The organism is Hyphobacterium vulgare (genome assembly GCF_042643335.1).
GTDB classification, from domain to species: domain Bacteria; phylum Pseudomonadota; class Alphaproteobacteria; order Caulobacterales; family Maricaulaceae; genus Hyphobacterium; species Hyphobacterium vulgare.
Genome location: NZ_JBHRSV010000001.1, coordinates 501,955 through 520,940, shown reverse-complemented (window position 1 = coordinate 520,940; position 18,986 = coordinate 501,955). Strand labels below are relative to the sequence as shown.

Sequence of the window (18,986 nt, the reverse complement as noted above, 5' to 3'; positions counted from 1 at the left end):
AACTATTATAGACCTGAATCGTTCCGGTTTCGAGAGGCAAGATGCGAACGCCGCCCCGGTCACCCGGAGCGGCGCTCACCCTGTCAGCCGGCTTTGCCTAGCGCTCGGAAATGCAGAGCACGTTCAGCATCGCCTCACAGCGACCGGTCCGGCATTCCTGACCGGAACCGAGATGGAGGGTGCGATAGCGGCGTCCGCGATCGACCGAGAAATAGGCCGCTTCGAGGAAGCCGGCTTCGCGGCAGATGGCGTCGGCGACGGCGGTGTCGCAGTCGCGGCCACCCGAGGCCATGCAACGGTCGATCGAACGGCCGTTGATCTCGGGCACCGGGAAGAACATCGTGCCAATACCTTCGATCCCGCCGTCAATGTCGGTGTACCAATTGCCCGGACCACCGGGACCGCCCGGATATCCCGGACCGCCAGGGCCGCCAGGACCACCCGGCCAGCCACCGCCGCCCACGCGGCGGACCGACGAGATGGAGTTGTTGAAATAGCCGTACTGGGCGAGGTCACGGACATTGTCCGAGAAGACTTGGCACTGGCTGCGGAAGTTGGAGTCGAGGCAGACTTCCCAGCTCTCGCCGACCGCGATCGCGATCGAGGAGGTGCGGTCGTTGAAGCCGGTCCGGTTGAGGTCGTAAATCTCGGACTGGGTGTCGAAACGCTGGCCGGTATAGTTCGGGCCGTCAAACAGGCGGATGCCGCTCAGCGGCCTATCAACGAAACCGCCGCCACCGCCGGGACCGGTTCCGTTGCGGACAAGCCGCACAGAGGAGACCCAGTTGGCCGGCGTGAAGCTGGCCACGTCGCCGTTCACGCGGATGCAACGGCCACCGAAATTGATGTTCTCGCAGACTTCCCAGTCGCCGGCTTCGACCTGGATCGACCAAGTGCGATCGTTGAAGTTCTGGCGGCGCAGATCAGCCGCGTCGTCACTCAGGGTAACGCGCTGACCTCCGAAGTTCGGCTGCGAATAGAGAATGATTTCCGGTGTGCCGGGATAGAATTCCGCGATCGGCGGTTCCTGCGCCTGGAGCGCGCCGGCCGGGGCAAGCAGGAACAGCGCCCCGCAAATGAGGCCGAGCCTTGATTTCAGTGACATGTCTTCTCCTCCCTATGGGGTATCGAACCTTAGCCTAACCGGTTCGACATTAACCGCGATAACGCACCGGCTTCAGCTTGGGTTCACGGAAAACCTATCGTCCACCGTCTTCGGGTTGTTCTTCCTCTTGCTGGCGGTTCCGGTTGCCGCCGAGACCGAGCAGGCCGCGAAGGAGCTGTTCCTCGGTCGAGGTTTCGTCCTCGCCTTCACCATTGCCAGTGTCCTCACCGTCATCCTGGCCGCCCAGTCCGAGCGCGTTTCCGATCGCGCCGCGGATGGCGTCTTCGGGATCCTGGCCGCTGATCGCGCCGGTCACCGCACCCTGAAGCAGGGCTCGGCTGATTGCCTCGAAGTCGATCGAGACGGACGGGCTGGCAAAGCTGCCGCGGATCCGGATCGGGATTTCGATTCCGCGCAGATCGGTGTTCCCGCCCTGGCCCTGGAGCGACGCGACGGCGCGCGGGCGCAGGCTGTAGTCGAGGCTCTGCCCGCCGATATCGACCGTGCCGGCCCCGGCGACGCGGACCAGCGGCGACAGCATCAGCAGGTCATTGTTGGTCGCCACGCCGTTGGCCAGGGTGAAGGTGCCGTTGAGCGATGAGAAGTCTGTCTCCTCCTGTTCGCCGAACCCCTCCGGCATCGAACCCGAGGTGATCGCGGACTGAATGTTGCGCAGCACCTGGGCAAGATTGACGCCGCGGATGGCGCCATCGGCGAACTGGAAGCGGCCATTGCCGCCGAGCCCGTTCATCAGTGCGGCCGTCGTGTTGCCGGTGGTCAGGATATCGAGATTGAGCGCCCCGGTGCCCGACAGTCGGTCGAAGCCCGCCGCCGCTTCAAGGAAGGGCAGGGCGTCGAGCCGTTCGAGATTGGCATTGAGCGAGAAGGACGGTGTGCCGCGACCGTTCGCGACAAGGCCGATCCGCCCGCGGCCTTCGTAAAGGACGAAATTCGTCACCGCCGCCTGCAGCCGGCTGTTCACGATGTCGAGGTCGAGCTGGATCGGGCTGTCACCGCTTTCGATCACGATATCGCCGAACAGGATCCGCCCGGTGGTCAGCGTGAAATCGGCGTCGACCAGTCCGAGCGGCGAGAGGTCGACCGGGGTTTCCGGCCAAGGCTGGATCGCGCCGCCGCCGGTGCTTTCCCCGCCTTCGGGCAGGTAGGGATTCACGTCGATCTCCGGGATGTGGAGATCGCCCGACACGGCCGGACGGGCACCGCCCAGCGTCAGGATGAAATTGCCGGTTGCGGCGAGATCGTCGAGCGACAGGGACGCGTTTCGCAGCGCGATGCGCTCGAGACTGCCGGAGATGTCGCCGGAGGCGGCGAACCGGTTGAAACTGTCCCCCTCGGGCATGGGCGAGCCGAGGAAATCGGCAAGGCCCCGCAGCGAGGGGATGGTGGTATCCATCGACCCGGAATAGGCGATCGCCTCGCCCTCCAGCACGGCGCCGTCGAGCGTCAGGGTCACCAGCCGGCCACCAAGCGACAGGTCCAGATCGGTGCGTGCGCCTTCAAAAAAGGCGCGCAGCGAACCCAGCGTGATGTCGAAGCTGATGCTCTCGCCCTCGGTGGTCAGCGCACCTTCGATCTCGACCGGCTCGTCGACACCCGGCATTTTCAGGCCGAGATCGAGTCCCTCGATCGTGCGGGTCTCGCCGCCACTGGTGTAGACGATCAGGCCGTTCTCGATGCGGACGTCGGAGATGGTGCCATCGAAGGGCAGGGCGCCGGGGCCCTGGCGGAAGCCGGTACCGGACGCGGCCGGTGCATCGGTCTGGTCGCCGCGCGGCTCGAACGTCCAGTTGTTGCGGCCGCCCTGTTCGGTCAGGCGGATGACCGGATCGATCAGCGCGAACTCGTCGATCTCGACCCGGCGATTGATCAGCGGCCACAGCTGGACCGCCAGGCGCATCTCGCCAGCCTCGGCGAACGGCTCGTCACCGAAGCCTTCCGCATTGCCGATCGTCACGTCATGCGCGCGGATTTCGAGACGCGGCAGGATGGAGAGCGAGACATCGCCGGCGAGCACGACTTCGCGGCCGAGCGAGTCGCTGGCGGCGATCTGGGCGCGGTCGCGATAGACCGATTCCGGGATCAGGAAGGGCAGGGCGATCGCGGCTCCGAGAACCAGGACGATCAGGAGTCCGAGGATGGTCAGAATGCGGCGCACGGGCAGACCTCCGTTCAGATTCAGGCACTTCTTCTGGCAGTTCCGGAGCCAATGGCGACCGGACTTTTCTCGCGCTAGTATAGCAGGGGGAATGTGACCGGATCAGGGGGGTGAAGGCTCATGTCGAAAAAATTCCTGTTGGATCGCCGCGAACTGGTGATCGGTCTGGCGGCCGGGACGATCGTCCCGCTTGCCGGCTGCGCCGACAATGCGGCGCTGGGCCGCAACCAGCTGATGCTGGTGTCGCAGGCCGAGATCGAACGCCTTTCGGCGACCGCCTGGCGTGACACGCTGCAGCGCCAGCGTGTCCTCAACGACCCGGCCTATACGCGCCGGCTTGAACGCGTCGGCACACGCATGGCCGAGACGTCCGGCCTCAGCCATCTCGACTGGGAATTCGCGGTGATCGATTCGGACCTGGTGAATGCCTGGGTGCTGCCGAACGGCAAGGTCGCCTTCTACAAGGGGCTGATGGATATCGTCGAAACCGACGGCCATATCGCCACGATCATGGGTCATGAAATGGGCCATGTCGCGGGCCGCCACGCCGCCGAGCGGGCGAGCCAGCAGCGCGCCGCGCAGATGGGGATGCAGATCGTCGGCATGGCGCTGCAGACCCAGGGCGTCGACTATGACGCCGACATGGCCGCGGCACTGGGCGCGGGCATCCAGTACGGCGTGATCCTGCCCTATTCGCGCGAGCACGAATTCGAGGCCGACCGGCTCGGCATCGATTACATGGTCGGCGCGGGATACGCCGCACGCGACGCGATGGATGTGTGGCTGGCGATGTCGACCCTGCACCAGGACCGTGCGCTGGAATTCACCTCGACGCATCCCTCGGACGACGCCCGGATCGCGGCCATGCGCGCGCATATCGAAGCGATGGGCTATATCTGACGGGACGCGATCGCGGGCGCGTGGGACCGCACTGCAGCAGGCCTTCCCGGGTGCTTGAAACGCGCGCGGACCGGGTATAGGTTCCGCCGCCTTCCGTGCCGCCTTAGCTCAGTTGGTTAGAGCGCTAGATTGTGGATCTAGAGGTCCCCCGTTCGATCCGGGGAGGCGGTACCATTTTCCTTTCAATGCTTTAGCGGTGTTCCGTCAAGCGTCATTCCGACGCGCATTCTGACGCTCATTCCGACAAGCGTTCTCCATTCGGTCTTACATCCGATAAATCGTGTTCGAATCGCATATTCTCATTTGCGTGATTAGTTGCGCGGGAATTTCGATGGATGCACCAGATTGGGCGAGCCTAGCGCCGCTGTTCGGCCTATTGAAGCGAGTGCCCACGCCGGTCGAAGTTGTCTCCATGCCGTTGGACGTAGCTGGGATCGTTGTCGCGGTGATTTCGATCCTCATTGCGGTGGTCGCTGCGTTCGGTGGCGCATTCTTCGGTGCCAAGGTCTCTGCTCAACACAGTAAAGAGATCGCGCTGGAAACCCAGGACCGCCAACACCGCGCAGTTTGTCGGTACCGATTTTATCGCCTCGTCGATGAGTGCTTGGATGCCGTGAATTACCTCGGTCAATTGAAAACGTACATCGATCAGGAAACTAAGGGCTGCACGCGAGACGACGTCGTTCGGGGCGCTTGGAAAGCGATCCCGGTAATGGCTTGGAAGCCTTCGGTGCCGCACCGGCTTTCACAGGAGGCTGCTCTTCTTCTGTATGAATACCGGGAGCATGAAGCGCTTCAGGAATGCAAAGACATAATTTCGCTGACTGCTTCGCTTGCCGGAAATTATGACCGATTTGAGCGGACAAAAGAACGGTTCACCGACGAGGCTGACGCGATTCCTCGAGCGCCTTCGCTGAGTGACGAAAACATCGGAACCCGTAGCTTCCACATTGACGCTGCGAAATATCCGAAAGCACATCGGCTCGCGGTGACGGCGGGAATGATGGTGCCTGAGATTCTGAAACGTCTCGATCGATTTGACGAGTTCAAGAACGCGGTTGAAACGCTGCTTGTTTCTCTTAGTGAACGACACGTCGACGATTGGGGTTTGGGAGCCCCATTTCCCGGTTTCTCTCTTACTCAGGAATCTGAAATGAAAGGGCCTTTTTCTGCTCCGTCGGCGAGCTAGCTTGCGGAAGCATCCCCCCGGCGATGGGCCACACGAAGCCGAGTCGCCGCCAGCTGCTGGACATTTGTCCGGTGGATATATCGGTCGAGGGACGACCGCTGGCGATGCCGTGAGAGCGCCTGAGCATAGGTGTCCGGCAGTCCCGCATCCCCCACCTCAGTCAAACCACCGTGGCGAAACGCCCGCATAGAGACGTGCTTCGGCAGTCCGGCCGCGTCCGCGATCTGCCGTGCGAGCTTCTCGTAGAAGCGCTTCGGCATCGGATCATGCACCGTCGTCGATTTCTGGCGTCCGCGGAGCCGCGGCCGCGTGATCATCAGCGTGCCCTTGCGCTCGAGCAGCGCGGCCAGGTCCTCGAGTTCGGGGTAGAACAGGACCGTCTCGCCGCTCTCCTGATCGGTCTCCTCGAGGATGGCCCAATCGTCCGACCGGTTCTTGTGGTGAACGACGAAAACGCTGTCAGGCTTCTCCGCTGGGCGCCAGTGCGCCCACGACAGCCGGCCGAACACGTCGACGGGCCGTTGCAGGAGGTCCCAGCAAGCGCGTGCGGCGAAGGCCATCTGCGGCCAGCCCATCTCAACCGCCTTCTCACAGAACGCGTCCAGCTCGTCGCTCGTCGCGGGCTTCGTCTCCACACTCGAACGATCGATGTCCATGTTCTCGAACGGATTAAGCGCGGGGACGATCAGCGGCTTCTTGCGCTGACCGACCGACCAGGCGAGGCGGCAGATGTCCATGCATAGCGCTGCCTGCCGCGTCAGGCCCTGCTCAACGAGCTTGTCGTACACGGCGTCGGCGACCTCGGGCAGGATCGATTGAAGGCGCTGGGGGCCCATTCTCTGGCCGTTCTTGAGCACATAGCTCGCGAAGCGATGCAGCGCGATGTCATAGCCCTGCCGCGTGGCGGGCTGGAGCGATCGATACCGGCGGTCCTTTTTGTAGATCGTGCACAGCCAGTCGAACGTGCCTTCGTTCGCCGGGATCGCGCCAGGTGCCTTCCCCTGCCGCCACTCCTCGAGGGCTTCATTGAGCTCGGTCGCCCGGGTCGATGCCTCCGCGAATGTCGTGCCGAGCGCGACAGGTGTCAGCGGGCATCCAGCCTTCCGGTCGCGCGTCGGCGGCGACCAGTACCAGGCCAGCTTACCGCTCGCGAGCTTCTTCGGGGTCATCAGCGGGGGGATATCGTCGGCGTTCATCTCGATCAGACGAGCCCGGAGAGGCTTTCCGCCCCCTTGCCGTGGATGCGGTCCAGAGCCGCGTCGAGATCCTCCCGCAGCCATCGCTTACCCTTCCCGACGATAATCCGGGGTTCGGGGTAGAGCTTCTTCCGTCCCGTGCCAACGGCGGCGAGGAAGCTTTCCACGCTTTTTTCGTCGACATAGGCGGCCGCTGTCTCCGCGCGCATCTGGCGCGGCCAGTCGTGGTAGGAGAGGGCGCGGGCGGTCATCGCATCAGGTCCAGCAGGGGCGCAGGTTCAGGCAATTCACCGTCAGGGCTGGCGCTGCGCTTCGTGTCGTCAGGCCATGACTTCATCCACGGCTTAGGTTCGTCGACCGCTCCGCTCTCGGTCCAAGCGAAGTATCCGAGCTGGCCAACGGCAGGACGCGGGGTGCCGAGGGTGAGAGGTTTTTCAAGCACGAGGCCACGCGGTCCGAAGAACCAAGGGCTGGTGTGCTCGGCTACGATAGCCGTGACGGTGACCGCACCGATTATCGCCCCTCGAACGAGGGCGTCTGGTCGGGGGCATTCGACGCCGATCGACGCCATAAAGTCCCGAGCGTCCTCGTACTCGCACCGGGTCATTCCCTTGGCCGCGTGGATCGCAATCCGCCGCGGCGTCATGCCGTGACGAACCGCCGCCGCCGACCGGTTCTCGATGTCCTTGTCAGCGCGGCAGATCGCCCAGGCCCACGGTTGGCGAACTGAGAGGGCAATCGGGGGAAGTTCGAACAGACTGGTCACAGCACGAATCCTCCAGCGTTCCGGATTTCGGTCTCGAGCCGGTCGCACTCCTCGCGAAGGCGCTTCGCGGTGTCGCTCATCTTGACGAGCGGAAAAGTGCGAATTGTCGGATCGAGACCCAGCATCACCTGTTGCAGCGATCGGACACGGGCATAGAGCGCCTGCCGTTCGGCCTCCCGTTCACGCCGGCGTGCGGCCTTGTCTTTCTGTGAGAGGGTCATGCGGCATCCTCCGCACTGGGTGGTCTCTGGCCCTTCACTGTTTCGCGCTCGAGCAGTTCTTCGATCACCCGCCTGTTCCACATCGTCGCTTCGTCGACCGATCGGATCGGCCCCGACGTGAATGCGCCGATGGCGGTGATACCCTGTGCGGCTAGCCGTTGGCATATGCACGACGGGCACAACAGACCGCCATCGTCGCCGGTCGGCGAGATTGATCGCCAGGCCCAGCTCTCAATGACGAGATCGGGAAATCCGTGTTCCGTGCCGTAGGGGCGCTGACAGTCGTAGCACTGAGTCATGCCGCCTTCCTCTTCGCGGCAGGCTTGGCGGCTTCCTTCGGCGCAGCGTCGGCGCACAGGGCACCGACACAGGCCTTCATCTTCGCGACCGATACGGCGTTCCCGATCTGCTTGACCTTCTCGGTCTTCGTGCCGGCGAACTCGTATGCGTACTCGTCCGAGGTGAAGCCCATCGCGGCGGCGAGCTCGTGCGGCTCGAGCATCCGGAACAGGATGTCGTACTGCCGCTCGCCCTGCTCGACGCCTTCGACCAGGTTGACGTGACCGGTCGCGGCGATGGTCGGTGTGGGGTTCTCGATGTCGTGGACTCGAGGGGCCTGACCGTCCCGTTCACCGAACTGAGCGGCGATGAAGGCCAGCTCGCCCCGGTTCGCTCCTGTGACGGTCGGGAGCGGGTCGGTGCTGGGATCCTGCACACGGTCGTGGCCGCCGGCATGGGTGACCGGCATCACGACCGCGAACTCACCGCCCTTGGCCGTGGTGACGGTCGGAATCGGGTCCGCCACGTTTCGCGCCCCGTTCATGGCCTGCGAGTGCGTGACCGGAACGATCAGGCTGTGGCGCTCCTTCGATGTGATCGTGTCGAGCGGCACGTCGGCCGACTTGCACGTCTCCCCCGAGCCTGAGCCGTAGTAGGGCGCGATCAGCGCGTGGGAGCCGCCAGCGCCGCCAGTCGTCTGCGTGGGAATCGGATCGCCAACCGAACGCGGTGCGCCGCCGGAAGCCTGGGACAGGACGAAGGGCTCGACCAGCATCGGTCGGGCGCAACCGACGCGCTTCTCCGCGGCCGCGCCGCCGGTCGTGATCGTCGGTAGTGGATCGTGAGTGCCGCGTGGAGCGCCAGAGCTGTGCTGCGACAGGACGACCGGCTCAGCGAGGCCGACATGCTGCCCGCCCGCAGTCAGGGCCGGGAGCGGCACGTCGAGGCCCTGAGCGGCCATATGGTTGCGCAGGACGACGAGGAAGGGTTCGGGCCAGCCGAACTTCATCGCGCCCGCGTGGATCCGTGCCAGCGTCTTCGGAGCGAGGGGCTTCTTTCGGTCGAAGATGCTCTTGCCGCGCTGTGACCAGTCGATGATCTCGCGCGCCGGCCGCCACGGCTTCACGCCCGGGAACAGATCGAGATTGCCTTCGGCGCGCTTCTGGTGCGTCGGCACTGGCCACGAGACGGCCTTCCGGTCCTTCCGCGCCATCAGGATGAAGCGTTTGCGCGTGGTGGCGTCGCCATAATCCGCGGCGTTCAGCTTGCGGTACTCGGGCGTATAGCCGAGCCGCCGGATCGTATCGATCCAGAGATTGAAGTACTCGCCCTTGCGGCTCTTGATCGGCTTGCCGGTGCGCCCATCGACCGGACCCCACGACGTGAATTCCCAGACGTTTTCGATAATGATCCGCTTGACGTTCAGCTCGACCAGCCAGGTGATGATGTGCCACGGGTCCGACCGCTGCTGATCGGACGTCGGCTTGCCTCCGCGCGCGACCGAGTGGTGCGTACAGGACGGCGACGCCATCAGGAGGTCGAGACGGCCTTCCGGCACGATCAGGTGAGGGCGCACCGCCGCGATGTCCTCGCAGTAGTGCCGCGCCTCGGGGTGGTTCTTCTTGTGCGTCTCGATCGCCACGCCCCAGTGATTGACGCAGACGAGCTCCATCTCGAGGCCGAGTTCGGCCAGAGCGCGCTGGGCGCCCGTCGAAGAACCGCCGGCACCGCAGAGCAGGTCCGCGACGAGGAATTTCCTGCGGCGGGGCATCAGGACTTCGCTTCGCGCGCTTCGTTCTGGCAATTGGAGCACTGATCCCCCGGGTTCGCTGGGGTGACAGCCGTATGTCCGCCCAAAAAGCTTCCGAGTCCGACTAATTGAGCAGCGTGCTTCTCGCAGCAGGGCACCGGCCCGGTCGGCCAGTGGACAATCTTCGTAGCGGGATATTCAGTCATTTTGTCGTCCTCCGGTTCGCCAGCTTCAGCAGCACGTCCGCGTGGCAGGGATGATCGAGCGGGCACCAGCAGGCGAGGTTCTTGCCGCGCAGCTCCTCGATGTTCGCACGATGGAAAGAGACGCAGTCGAAACCCTTCTCCAGGGCATTGGCAAAAAAGCCGGTGACGAGCTGGCGTAGCGACTTGTCGGTGCCGGTGAAGCCGAGGGCCTTCGCGGCAGCGACCGTATACGGATTGCCGAACGAGCGGTGTGGCCGCCGCGCGACCGAGACAGTGTTCAACGGCATGCGCCAGCCCTTCTTGCGCGACAGCTGGATGCGCTGGGGGCGGTCACTCATGATACTGACCCACTGCGTTGAGCGCGGCGTCACGTGCAGCCGTCAGGCGCGCCATCGCGGCTTCGCTGCCGCCGCTGTCGGGATGCGCCGACTTCGCCAGCTGCCGGTAGACGCGCTTGATCTCATCGGGTGTGACGCTCTGGCCCGTCAGGCCTAGCACCGATTGCCAGTCCTCTGGCGCGGGCAGGGCGGTGAAGCCCTTGAACGCGGCCCGTACGATGGTCAGCCCGCCGTGGCGCATTTCGGTGCGCCTGGCCTCGAGAACGTAGTAGATCGCCCGGACGTTATCCTCGACCTTCGTGTACCGGTCGACGGCGATGCAGCGCTGCTCGTCATCCCATGTGAAATAGACCGCGACGCCAGGATCGGGCGGACGGCTCTGACCGAGCGTCACGTTCGACGAGATGATGACGTCGCTCACCTTCTTGCCGGTGTCAGAGCCGAACAGGCGAAGCGCGCCTTCGAGGTCGGTCATCGCCTTGTGCAGCGTGACATTAAACTTCGAGGATTGCGGCCGCTCGGTTCGGGGGTAGCCACCCGGCCAGGCCAGAGGATATGCGCTCGGGGCGTTCATGCAGCGTCTCCAAGATCGAAAGTGAATTGAGTGCCAGCAGGCGGGAGCGCCGGTGTCGGTTCGGGGGCGGGCATCATTTTACCGGCCTCGGGAACTTGATCGGCGAACGGGTGGCCGTGGCGCGCGAAGAAGGCGAGGGTGCCGAGCGTCGGCACGACCTCCATTTCGTATTCCTCGCGCTTTCCAGAAAGCGTGTTGCCGCGCACGACGTGTGCCGCGACGCCTCGCGCCTGCAGCTGGATGAAGCACATCTTGAACGCCAGGTCGGACAGGTCGCAGGCCTCGACGAACATTGAGGTCGTGACCGGAAGGCCTTTCGACTCGAGCAGATCGGCCGCGGCGAGAACCATCGCACCGGCACCGGCTGCGGGCTCGGACACGGTGATGAAGCCGCGTTCGCGGACCATCCCCTCGGCATCGCCGAAGGTGATCTCTGCCATCATCCGGCAGACGTCATAGGGAGTGAAGAACTGGCCAGCGTGAGCGTTGAGCGCCTCGAGCTCGCTCGCGATGGCGCCGAGATAGTCGCAATGGCCTTTGCCGACTTCGACCATCACGGCCGCCATCAGCTCGGGCATATCGTTCCTGAGGACATCCAGCTGATCGCGCGACCGATACCGCTCCACGATCCGCATGTATTCGGCCTCGTGATAGGTCGGCTTCTCAGAATCCTGCGCCTGTCCCCAGCCCATCCACGACGCCTTCGCGAGCGTGTGGAAAGCCAGATCCACGAAGTCGCCGAAGTTCTGGCTCGGGTGCTGGTCGTGGCGCGCGTACGAGATGCGCTTGATGAACTCCTTCGGGGTCATGGTGCGACCCCAATCGAGTGGCGCAGATCGAGCACGGCGCGATAAACGTCGCGAGCTTGGTCAACGCTGCGGAGCTCAGCCGTGTGGTATTCGAAGCCAAGCTTTCGCGAGAGGGTCTCATAGACCACCCGCCGCTTCATGAATCCGCGCTTCCACAATGGGTCGAGGATCTGATGAATCCGCCTACGCGCATATTTGATTTCGGGAGTGGGGATCACGCCGAGCGGACGAGTTCGGTCAGCTGTTTTGTGGTGACACCCGACGAAGTTGCCGCACGCGAAGCACTTCCAGAATGGAAGCGAATGCAGATCACTGCGGTGCGGATAGACATCTCGTCCGGTGACGAGAGACGCCTTCACGTCGGACTCACAGCCGCAGCAGTAGATGGAGCGCTGTTCGGTCATCACGCGGTCTCGTCATCCTCCGCGTGGACCTGGTCGGCGCGGTCGTCCATCGACTTAGAGAACCCCGGGCCGTCCCCGGTTCCGCCGCAGTAGGTGCATTGCTCTTGGACCGGCTCAGGCACGGCGCAGTGACCGCGGCACTCCCCGTTGTCGTGGAAGTTGCCGCAGCATGTGGGCCGGCAACCGGTGGTGAAGCCTTGGCCGTCGCACGTGGCGCAGGGTTGGCGGTTCATGCTGCCTCCGACTGTCTGGCGAGGGTTTCGGGGGTGACGCCGATGCGTTGGGCGATCCAGTTCAGGACGGCCTCTTTCGACGCTTGGAACTCGTCCTTCGGCATTGCCCGATTGGATTGGCTGCGGGCGCGCCATACGCGCACAGCAGAGCCGGACACCTGAACCACCGCGTATTGGTCGAGAGCGCGCGCCATTGCAGCGACACGAAGGGCGGCCGCGTTGGAGCCGCAGTCAGATTCAACGCACGTGGCGAAGCCGGTCTGGATCAGCGCGTAGGCGCGGAGATGTTCAGCGGACTGTGCCCAAGGCTCTCCAGCGTCCTTCTCCGGCAGTGACTTCCAAGCTTCATTGATGCAAGCGAAATAGTGCCGATGCGAGGACATCGACCGCTCCTCGACCGGAGCTAACCGATAGAGCGCGCCGTCCTCATAGTCGGTCGCGGCATTGCGCAGGTGATAGTTCCCCTCGGGAACGAATTGATGGCCGTCAAAGCGGCAGACGATTGGGCGACGGGTCATTCGATATGCCCCCACGTCTTGCCAGAAACGATTGAGCTGACGTTCGACTGAGCGATGCCGTAGGTCTCTGCGATGTCTCTCTGCTTCTGACCGTCCGCAGCCCTGCGCCGGATATCCCGAACGACTTCCGGTGTGATCTTCGCGCTGCGAACGGCCTCACCACGTGCTTGGCGAGCCTTCGAAACCATGTCCGCGGAATTGTCCTGGCGCGTGCCCCATCGAAGATTTTCGGGACGATTGTTGGCCGGGTCGTCGTCGCGGTGGAGCACGCAGTCCTGACCGGGCTGCGGCGCCGGAAGGAACGCCTCAGCAACAAGGCGGTGCACTAGGGCTGTAATCCGCTTGTTCCCGATCGACAGGGTGACTTGCAAATGCCCCAACGGCAGGGGCCGGGCAGTCAAAACGCCACGAGGCTTCCGAACGGAACCCTGCCCGCCATAAATGATGGCTTCGCGGCGCACTCGCCCGAATGAGGACACGCTGTATTCCGGATAACTCGGAACCGTGCGCCAGATTTCTTCCGCGCCGGCCATCAGAACGGAATCTCGTCGTCGAGATTGTCGTTGCGGAAGCCGCGCTCGTCCTGCCGCTTCTGCTCGTCGGTGCGGTTGTCATGGCGGTCGTCGTCGCGATCATCCCGGCCGCCGCTATTCCCGCCACCGTTGCCGCGCGTATCGAGCATGTGCAGCTCGCTGCGGAAGCGCTGGAGAACGACTTCGGTCGTGTAGCGGTCGTTACCGTCGCGGTCCTGCCATTTTCGGGTCTGCAGCTGACCCTCGACGTAAACCTTGGAGCCCTTCTTCAGATAGTTCTCCGCGACCTTCACGATGTTCTGGTCGAAGATGACGACGTTGTGCCACTCGGTTTTTTCGCGCCTTTCGCCCGAGTTCTTGTCGCGCCACGTCTCGGACGTAGCGATCGAGAAGCTGGCGACCTTGTCGCCTGAGTTCATCGCGCGAACTTCCGGATCCTTGCCGAGATTCCCGACGAGGATGACCTTGTTGACGGAGCCGGCCATTACGCTGCCTCCCTCGGTGCATCCATCGCCCGGATTTGATCGACCAGGGCGGCGAGTTCTTCATTGAAGTCGGCGACAGCCTGACCGAGGACGGCGATGTACTTCTCGTCGCGGGTCACGCGCTTGCGGAACATCGGCAAGCCCGGCCAATAGGCGACGAAGTCGATCCATTCGCGCTCGGAGACCCACAGCCCGCCTTGCAGCTGAGCCTTGTGCTCAGGCGGAACCTCGTCACGCACGAGTGCATCGATCAGCAGGTGCGGGAGTTTCGTCTTGATCTCGGCTGCGCCTTCGGTGCCGATCAGCCCGTCAGGCGAATAGCCCTTGTCGCCGTTCCGGATGAACCCGACCTCTTGGACCTCGACGCCGTGGACGATCGAGTAATAGCTGCGGGCCTCGGACTCCATTTCCTTCCCGCGCTCCATGTGCGCGTTCGAGAACGAGTCCATCGGCTGACCGGTGAGGATCTCGCCGGCGAGCTTCATCATGTATTTGCGTCGAGTTAGGGAATCGCCTCCGCCGCGACCTTTGGCGAGAACCGACGAAAACTCGGAGGCGGTTGGTATGCCGAGACGCGCTGCGAACCATTCAGGCTCGCCTTGGACGCAGTCGATTATTTGAACAGTCATTGCAGATGACCCCATGTCTTGCCGCGCTTGATTCTGGAGATGCACCGATCGGAGACCGGGAAGTCGCGAGCGATCGCGGCGCAGGTCTCGCCTGCGGACAGCCGCGTCCGAATGGTCCGAACGTCCGTCTCGGTGAGCTTTGCTCTGGAGGAGCCTTCGCCTTGGTTGGAGCGCAGCCCGGCAGAGAAGGCGTGCGACAGGTTCCCGCCGTGCGTCGTCCACTCAAGATTTGATGCGCGGTTGTTTGCCTTCTCCCCGTCGAGATGATTGACGACAGGGAGACGGTCCGGGTTCGGGACGAACACTTCGGCTACCAGGCGATGGATCGAGCGCTGCTCCGCGCGCCCGTCCTGCTGGAGCGTCACGTGGCTATAGCCCTTGACGACGCGTGGTGTGAGGAGGCGTTCGGGAATGGTTCGGGTGCCACCGCGACCGCTACGAACGGAGCGCGCCCGGCTTTTCACCCGGCCAGCGTTCGAGACAAGGTAGGCACCCTCGAAGCCCGGAACGTCGCGCCAGACTTCGGCGGCGCTCATTGGACCGTCTCCGACGCATCGGCGCCCTCGGCGGCCTTGTCCTTGGCCTTCTGCTGTTGAGCGGCCTTCGCGCGGAGCATGTGCTTGGCCCGGCCGTATTCGGTGACCGGAAGCGCGGCGAGGGAGTCGATGCCGAAGTGTTCGCAGAACTGGCGAACGTCGGTATCGGTGTCGTCGATCAGGCCCTTGAGTTCGCTGACCTGCTTATCGTCGATCGACTTCGGCGCGTCCGCGCCCTTGGCGTCGTCGTCATGGGTGGCAGCGAGACCGAGCGCAGCCTTCAGCGTGTAGCGCTGCAGGTAGGTGACAGTCGAACCGACGGCCTGAATGTTGTTCTTGTTCCCGGACTCGTCGCGGCCAGCGCAAAGGCTGTTTTCGACCGAATGACCGGCCTCGTGCGAGATCACGCACGTCACCTCGATCATCCCGCCTTCGCGTTGTTCGGTGCGGAAGCGATAGGACAGGCCGTGTTCCGACAGGACCGGATCGACCTGGCGCGCGATCTGGCCGAAGTCCTCGTGGCGATAGTTCGTGCGGCCCTTGCCGGTCGTGAAGTCGACCTCCCGGTTCCGCACGATAGCCGGTAGTGCAGCCTTCGCCGCAGCGATGGCGTGATTGAACGCCTTGCGTGCTTGGTTCTGCTCCCACCGCTCGTTCAGGTCGACGAGCTTCCCGAGGGATTCGACATCGACACCCTTCTCGATGGCGCGGGAGAGCATTTCGGCAGGGGTCAGCGCGCGGAATTCCGAGGGGTCTGCCCGCATCAGAGAATGGGCGGTTTCCTCGGTCGACGCCGTGGTGGCGACTTGCTGGGTCATGGGTTCACTCCTCAGTGAGGTTTTCGAAAAAGATGCGGGATGCCCGTTGCCCTTGGCGGTCGGCGTTCTGGAAGCCGAGCCAGCTCGTGAAGGCGACGAGAGCGAGCGCTGTGACGATTACGGCGTAGCGGCGGCCACGCGGCGTTAGCAGGGGGCCGCGGCGCTTCATGACTTGTCCTTGCGCGCGGACGAGCTCGTCACGGAGAAGCCTGTCCCCGCCATAAAAAGCAGGAGCGCAAAGCCCCATTCGCCGCTCGCGAGCAGGAAGGTCATGCCCGTGAGCGTGCAGGCCACAACGACCATCTGGTAAAGTGCGATCATGCTGCCCTCGGGGGTTCGGGGCTGTCCGGCTTGCCGCTGGAGACGATGCCGAGGACACCAGGGCGGACCGGCTTCACGTTCGAGGGTTCCTTGCGGGCCTCGAGCGTGCTCGTGCCTTCCGACAGCGCTTTCTCGACATCAGCGACGATCTGCTCGCCGGCGACGGCGCGGAGTTCGTCCATCGCCTTGTCGAACTCTCCCTTCGCGTTGACCGCGAACCGATAGGCGCTGACGAGCGCGCTATCCTGACCGCGCCTGGCATCGTTTCCGGCGACTGCGGCGAGGCCTTCTGCCCGGTCAAGCCGCGACACGGCGTGAGCGGTCAGCTGCGCAGCTCCCTGCATCTTCTGCAGGGCGCGCGAGATCGTGGAGACATTACCCATTGGGCACTCCCTTGCTGGTGGCCTGTTCGCGCTTCTTGAGGTCGTCCAAGCTGGACTGCTCGTTGTACGGACCTATCGGCGTGCCGTCGGACCGCTGGCCTTGCCATTCGTGGTCGTCTGAGCGCTTCCAGTCCGTGCGCGCTGGCGGTTGATGGGCGAGAGGGTTCAACTGCTCTCGGGTCATGCGGCCTTCCCTTCTGCATGGGCGAGGCGGCGCGCGACCGAGATGTCGTCGGCGATGGCGTCGTTCTCGCGTTGAACGGTGATGCGGTAGACCTGCCCGTCCTCGGGGTCGGTCACGGAGAGTTCCCAAACGCCGGTGGACACGTTGCGCGTCTCGGCGGTGAACAGCTGGCCGGTGTCGGCCCGCGAACCTTTGCCGGTGAGCCGGGCGCGGATGATCGAGATCAGCCGCATCGCGAAGGACGGGGTGAGGTCAGCCGGGTCGGCGAGGCGGAGGATGGAGGAGGGGAGCATCTACGCGGCCTCCTCTTCGGAGACCCGGAAGTCGATCTTGTCGGCTTCCTTGCAGGCCTGCTCGTACGCCCGGCGACGCTGCGCGCCTTCGTCGATGGTCCAAAGCCGGTCACGCTGCGAGAGCGCGTATTCGCGGCCGACCTCACGGTCGCCCATCAGGTCGCCGATGGCCTCGGTAATGCGCGTCTGAACCGCGACCACGCGGTCGTGACGGAGCGGCTCGGCTTCCTTCTCCAGTTCAGCGGCGCGGGCTTCGATCCACGCCTGCTTGCGGCGGATGGCCTCGGCGGTGCCGTCCTGTTCGGCGACGATATCGCGGGCGCGGTCGATGGCGCTCCAGGTGGTCTGATCTCGAAAACGGTAGCCCATGTGACTGCCTCCTTGATATGAGCCAGTGTAGGAAACCTACAATTTAACGACAAGCAAAAAATGTAGGAAAGCTACAATTTATTCCTGAGCGCTCGGAAATCTCGCGAATCTCTCCGGCCGTCGGTATCGTTGGGTGACCGCTGCCGGAGAGCCGTGATGGTCGAGATATTTGTCCTGATCTTGCTTGCTCAGGATGTTCGGATCATCGACGGGGATACCGTTGAAATCGACGCTGAGATAATTCGGCTGGAGAACATTGACACGCCCGAAAGGGGAGGGCGGGCCGAGTGCGATGCGGAGCGCATGCTCGCCGAGACCGCGACACGACAGTTGACGCAGATCCTCGCCATTGGGGAGGTGACGATCGAGCGTTCGGGCGAAGATCGGTATGGCCGCACGCTTGCGCGTGTTTTCGTTGATGGTTTAGATGCCGGCGAACTTCTTGTCGAACGGGGTGTAGCTGTCCGCTGGGAAGGTCGACGGCACGACTGGTGCGGCGATCACCAGTGACAGGCCTCGCGCAGCTGCACGATCCGCACATCGAGCCCCGAAATGTCGAAGGTGACCGTCTGGGGGCTCTCGCTATACGGGGTGTAGCGAAACACCATTCGGTCGGCGTCCTCGGCCATCATCATGCGTATGATTGGAATGCTCTGGCCTCCATTCCAAAATCCGAAGCTTTCGCGATCTGTTGAAATCGCGGCGCGACGAGTGAATGCGTCACCGTCGCCGATCCGCATCTGGACCGAAATCGTATCGAGGCCGAGATAGTCGCCGGCGTCGACGTACATTGCCGTTGTGTTTTCCATGCACCGCAAAATGAGGCGCACGTCGTATCGTCGACCGTAGCGATCATAAACCGGCGCAGCTGAAGTCAGTGAAAGGCTGTAGTTCTGGAAGTCGTTCAATTCAGAGCGCCAGGTCGAGCTCTGCCACTGTCGTCCGCGGTTCGCACGCTCGCGCGCCAGACGTTCCTCTTCGCGTCTTGCATCCTCGGCCGTCCGTTCCGCTTCTCGCTGTTCGATCAATTCGCCAAATCGCGCCGCAGCTTCTTCTGTGGGGCCATTCCTCGGGTCCGCCAGAAGGGTTCCGTCTTCAAGTTCAATGCGAAGGTAACCAGGTGCGTCCTCGACCTCCGTTGTCTCGAACGCCGCAACGACCCTCAGTATCGATGCGTTGCCCATTGCACTTACGAACGGAGTGCACGTGATTTCTCCTTCTTCGATTTCGACCGTCACCGGCTCCGATGACCAAGCCTCCCCAAAGGCGCTAGCGACCTCGCTGGCCGCTTCAAATGCTTCGCGACATCGGCTACGCGCTGCCCGCGTTTCCGGGTTGTAATTGCTGCGTGCCGATTGCCCGGTCGATGGCGTTGCGGAATAGATCGCCCAGCCGACCAAGCCTCCAATCAAGATGGCTACTGCGATCAGCCAAGTCGCCGGTTTGGTGGCGAGTGAACGGAGCTGTTCACGCTCCTCGTGGGTGAGAAAGTGAGGACGCTCTGGCGATTCCTGCGGCGGGTGATGTAGCGAAGTCTTTTCGGGTGAGGCAGTGGAGGGAGCGGGGGGCGCATAATATCTGGTGGCGGTGGCAGACCAGACTAATGCAATGACCCAACCGAGGAAGGTCCAACCGAGCAAGAGGTTGAGCAGGAAGATCGCGCCCGCGTTGTGGTGCCGTCTCGCTGAGGCAACGATTGCCGGTAGCAAGTAAAGGCAAAGAAGTAGCAGGAGCGTAATTATTCCGGTGCCCGATGAACTCATCGCGTCCC

27 protein-coding genes and 1 tRNA gene are annotated in these 18,986 nt (G+C 63.5%); 4 read left to right on the top strand and 24 right to left on the bottom strand.

Features of this window, described 5'->3' with window-relative positions; translation table 11 throughout:
• Positions 1-97 precede the first annotated feature (97 nt).
• Together ACFOOR_RS02860 and ACFOOR_RS02855 are read right to left on the bottom strand one after the other, a co-directional pair.
• On the bottom strand, positions 98-1,105 hold the full coding sequence (locus tag ACFOOR_RS02860; protein ID WP_343163923.1) for a beta/gamma crystallin-related protein: 1,008 nt from the start codon (positions 1,103-1,105) through the stop codon (positions 98-100).
• Positions 1,106-1,199: 94 nt separating this feature from the next.
• Positions 1,200-3,281, bottom strand: coding sequence for an AsmA family protein (locus ACFOOR_RS02855; protein ID WP_343163922.1), 2,082 nt, complete (start codon positions 3,279-3,281; stop codon positions 1,200-1,202).
• Positions 3,282-3,401: 120 nt separating this feature from the next.
• Here ACFOOR_RS02855 and ACFOOR_RS02850 point away from each other — a divergent pair, with 120 nt between their 5' ends.
• From ACFOOR_RS02850 to ACFOOR_RS02840, 3 genes are all read left to right on the top strand, one after another.
• The gene (locus tag ACFOOR_RS02850; protein ID WP_343163921.1) at positions 3,402-4,181 is read left to right on the top strand and encodes a M48 family metallopeptidase; all 780 of its coding nucleotides are present in this window, start codon (positions 3,402-3,404) and stop codon (positions 4,179-4,181) included.
• Positions 4,182-4,278: 97 nt separating this feature from the next.
• Positions 4,279-4,355, top strand: a tRNA-His gene (locus tag ACFOOR_RS02845).
• A 106-nt stretch (positions 4,356-4,461) separates the two neighbouring features.
• Positions 4,462-5,370 carry a hypothetical protein gene (locus tag ACFOOR_RS02840; RefSeq protein WP_343163920.1) on the top strand — a complete coding sequence of 303 codons (909 nt, stop codon included), beginning with the start codon at positions 4,462-4,464 and terminating at the stop codon, positions 5,368-5,370.
• Here the strand turns inward: ACFOOR_RS02840 and ACFOOR_RS02835 are convergent.
• From ACFOOR_RS02835 to ACFOOR_RS02735, 21 genes are all read right to left on the bottom strand, one after another.
• Complete coding sequence (locus ACFOOR_RS02835; protein ID WP_343163919.1) at positions 5,367-6,566, bottom strand: hypothetical protein; 1,200 nt, start codon at positions 6,564-6,566, stop codon at positions 5,367-5,369. The two genes, ACFOOR_RS02840 and ACFOOR_RS02835, sit on opposite strands and share 4 nt — an antisense overlap.
• 5 nt (positions 6,567-6,571) lie before the next feature.
• Positions 6,572-6,817 carry a hypothetical protein gene (locus ACFOOR_RS02830; protein WP_343163918.1) on the bottom strand — a complete coding sequence of 82 codons (246 nt, stop codon included), beginning with the start codon at positions 6,815-6,817 and terminating at the stop codon, positions 6,572-6,574.
• Complete coding sequence (locus tag ACFOOR_RS02825; protein ID WP_343163917.1) at positions 6,814-7,332, bottom strand: hypothetical protein; 519 nt, start codon at positions 7,330-7,332, stop codon at positions 6,814-6,816. Before ACFOOR_RS02825 ends, ACFOOR_RS02830 begins: the two co-directional genes overlap by 4 nt.
• Positions 7,329-7,553, bottom strand: a complete 225-nt coding sequence (locus tag ACFOOR_RS02820) for a hypothetical protein (RefSeq protein WP_343163916.1) — start codon at positions 7,551-7,553, stop codon at positions 7,329-7,331. The genes ACFOOR_RS02825 and ACFOOR_RS02820 overlap by 4 nt, the downstream gene beginning before the upstream one ends.
• Positions 7,550-7,852, bottom strand: a complete 303-nt coding sequence (locus ACFOOR_RS02815; RefSeq protein ID WP_343163915.1) for a hypothetical protein — start codon at positions 7,850-7,852, stop codon at positions 7,550-7,552. The genes ACFOOR_RS02820 and ACFOOR_RS02815 overlap by 4 nt, the downstream gene beginning before the upstream one ends.
• Positions 7,849-9,603 carry a DNA cytosine methyltransferase gene (locus tag ACFOOR_RS02810; protein WP_343163914.1) on the bottom strand — a complete coding sequence of 585 codons (1,755 nt, stop codon included), beginning with the start codon at positions 9,601-9,603 and terminating at the stop codon, positions 7,849-7,851. The genes ACFOOR_RS02815 and ACFOOR_RS02810 overlap by 4 nt, the downstream gene beginning before the upstream one ends.
• Before the next feature lie 181 nt (positions 9,604-9,784).
• Positions 9,785-10,126: a DUF4326 domain-containing protein gene (locus ACFOOR_RS02805; protein ID WP_343163913.1), complete on the bottom strand. Its 342-nt coding sequence runs from the start codon at positions 10,124-10,126 to the stop codon at positions 9,785-9,787.
• Positions 10,119-10,700 carry a J domain-containing protein gene (locus ACFOOR_RS02800; RefSeq protein WP_343163912.1) on the bottom strand — a complete coding sequence of 194 codons (582 nt, stop codon included), beginning with the start codon at positions 10,698-10,700 and terminating at the stop codon, positions 10,119-10,121. Before ACFOOR_RS02800 ends, ACFOOR_RS02805 begins: the two co-directional genes overlap by 8 nt.
• Positions 10,697-11,509, bottom strand: coding sequence for an N-6 DNA methylase (locus tag ACFOOR_RS02795; protein WP_343163911.1), 813 nt, complete (start codon positions 11,507-11,509; stop codon positions 10,697-10,699). Before ACFOOR_RS02795 ends, ACFOOR_RS02800 begins: the two co-directional genes overlap by 4 nt.
• On the bottom strand, positions 11,506-11,913 hold the full coding sequence (locus ACFOOR_RS02790) for a zinc-finger-containing protein (protein WP_343163910.1): 408 nt from the start codon (positions 11,911-11,913) through the stop codon (positions 11,506-11,508). The genes ACFOOR_RS02795 and ACFOOR_RS02790 overlap by 4 nt, the downstream gene beginning before the upstream one ends.
• Before the next feature lie 229 nt (positions 11,914-12,142).
• Positions 12,143-12,664, bottom strand: a complete 522-nt coding sequence (locus ACFOOR_RS02785) for a hypothetical protein (protein ID WP_343163909.1) — start codon at positions 12,662-12,664, stop codon at positions 12,143-12,145.
• A complete protein-coding gene (locus tag ACFOOR_RS02780; protein ID WP_343163908.1) occupies positions 12,661-13,197 on the bottom strand; it encodes an HNH endonuclease in 537 nt (178 codons plus the stop codon). Before ACFOOR_RS02780 ends, ACFOOR_RS02785 begins: the two co-directional genes overlap by 4 nt.
• Positions 13,197-13,682, bottom strand: a complete 486-nt coding sequence (gene ssb, locus ACFOOR_RS02775; RefSeq protein ID WP_343163907.1) for a single-stranded DNA-binding protein — start codon at positions 13,680-13,682, stop codon at positions 13,197-13,199. The genes ACFOOR_RS02780 and ssb overlap by 1 nt, the downstream gene beginning before the upstream one ends.
• Positions 13,682-14,311, bottom strand: a complete 630-nt coding sequence (locus tag ACFOOR_RS02770) for a lambda exonuclease family protein (protein ID WP_343163906.1) — start codon at positions 14,309-14,311, stop codon at positions 13,682-13,684. The genes ssb and ACFOOR_RS02770 overlap by 1 nt, the downstream gene beginning before the upstream one ends.
• A complete protein-coding gene (locus tag ACFOOR_RS02765) occupies positions 14,308-14,847 on the bottom strand; it encodes an NUMOD4 domain-containing protein (protein WP_343163905.1) in 540 nt (179 codons plus the stop codon). Before ACFOOR_RS02765 ends, ACFOOR_RS02770 begins: the two co-directional genes overlap by 4 nt.
• On the bottom strand, positions 14,844-15,665 hold the full coding sequence (locus ACFOOR_RS02760) for an ERF family protein (protein WP_343163904.1): 822 nt from the start codon (positions 15,663-15,665) through the stop codon (positions 14,844-14,846). The genes ACFOOR_RS02765 and ACFOOR_RS02760 overlap by 4 nt, the downstream gene beginning before the upstream one ends.
• Before the next feature lie 4 nt (positions 15,666-15,669).
• Positions 15,670-15,834 (bottom strand): hypothetical protein, encoded by a 165-nt coding sequence (locus ACFOOR_RS02755; RefSeq protein ID WP_343163903.1) that lies wholly within the window; start codon positions 15,832-15,834, stop codon positions 15,670-15,672.
• The gene (locus tag ACFOOR_RS02750; RefSeq protein ID WP_343163902.1) at positions 15,831-15,986 is read right to left on the bottom strand and encodes a hypothetical protein; all 156 of its coding nucleotides are present in this window, start codon (positions 15,984-15,986) and stop codon (positions 15,831-15,833) included. Before ACFOOR_RS02750 ends, ACFOOR_RS02755 begins: the two co-directional genes overlap by 4 nt.
• The gene (locus tag ACFOOR_RS02745; RefSeq protein WP_343163901.1) at positions 15,983-16,369 is read right to left on the bottom strand and encodes a hypothetical protein; all 387 of its coding nucleotides are present in this window, start codon (positions 16,367-16,369) and stop codon (positions 15,983-15,985) included. Before ACFOOR_RS02745 ends, ACFOOR_RS02750 begins: the two co-directional genes overlap by 4 nt.
• 180 nt (positions 16,370-16,549) lie before the next feature.
• The gene (locus ACFOOR_RS02740) at positions 16,550-16,846 is read right to left on the bottom strand and encodes a hypothetical protein (protein ID WP_343163900.1); all 297 of its coding nucleotides are present in this window, start codon (positions 16,844-16,846) and stop codon (positions 16,550-16,552) included.
• Positions 16,847-17,215, bottom strand: coding sequence for a hypothetical protein (locus tag ACFOOR_RS02735; protein WP_343163899.1), 369 nt, complete (start codon positions 17,213-17,215; stop codon positions 16,847-16,849).
• Between the two features lie 156 nt (positions 17,216-17,371).
• Here ACFOOR_RS02735 and ACFOOR_RS02730 point away from each other — a divergent pair, with 156 nt between their 5' ends.
• Positions 17,372-17,725, top strand: a complete 354-nt coding sequence (locus tag ACFOOR_RS02730; RefSeq protein ID WP_343163898.1) for a thermonuclease family protein — start codon at positions 17,372-17,374, stop codon at positions 17,723-17,725.
• Here ACFOOR_RS02730 and ACFOOR_RS02725 read toward each other — a convergent pair.
• The gene (locus ACFOOR_RS02725) at positions 17,716-18,978 is read right to left on the bottom strand and encodes a type VI secretion system-associated protein TagO (protein ID WP_343163897.1); all 1,263 of its coding nucleotides are present in this window, start codon (positions 18,976-18,978) and stop codon (positions 17,716-17,718) included. The two genes, ACFOOR_RS02730 and ACFOOR_RS02725, sit on opposite strands and share 10 nt — an antisense overlap.
• Positions 18,979-18,986: the final 8 nt, after the last annotated feature.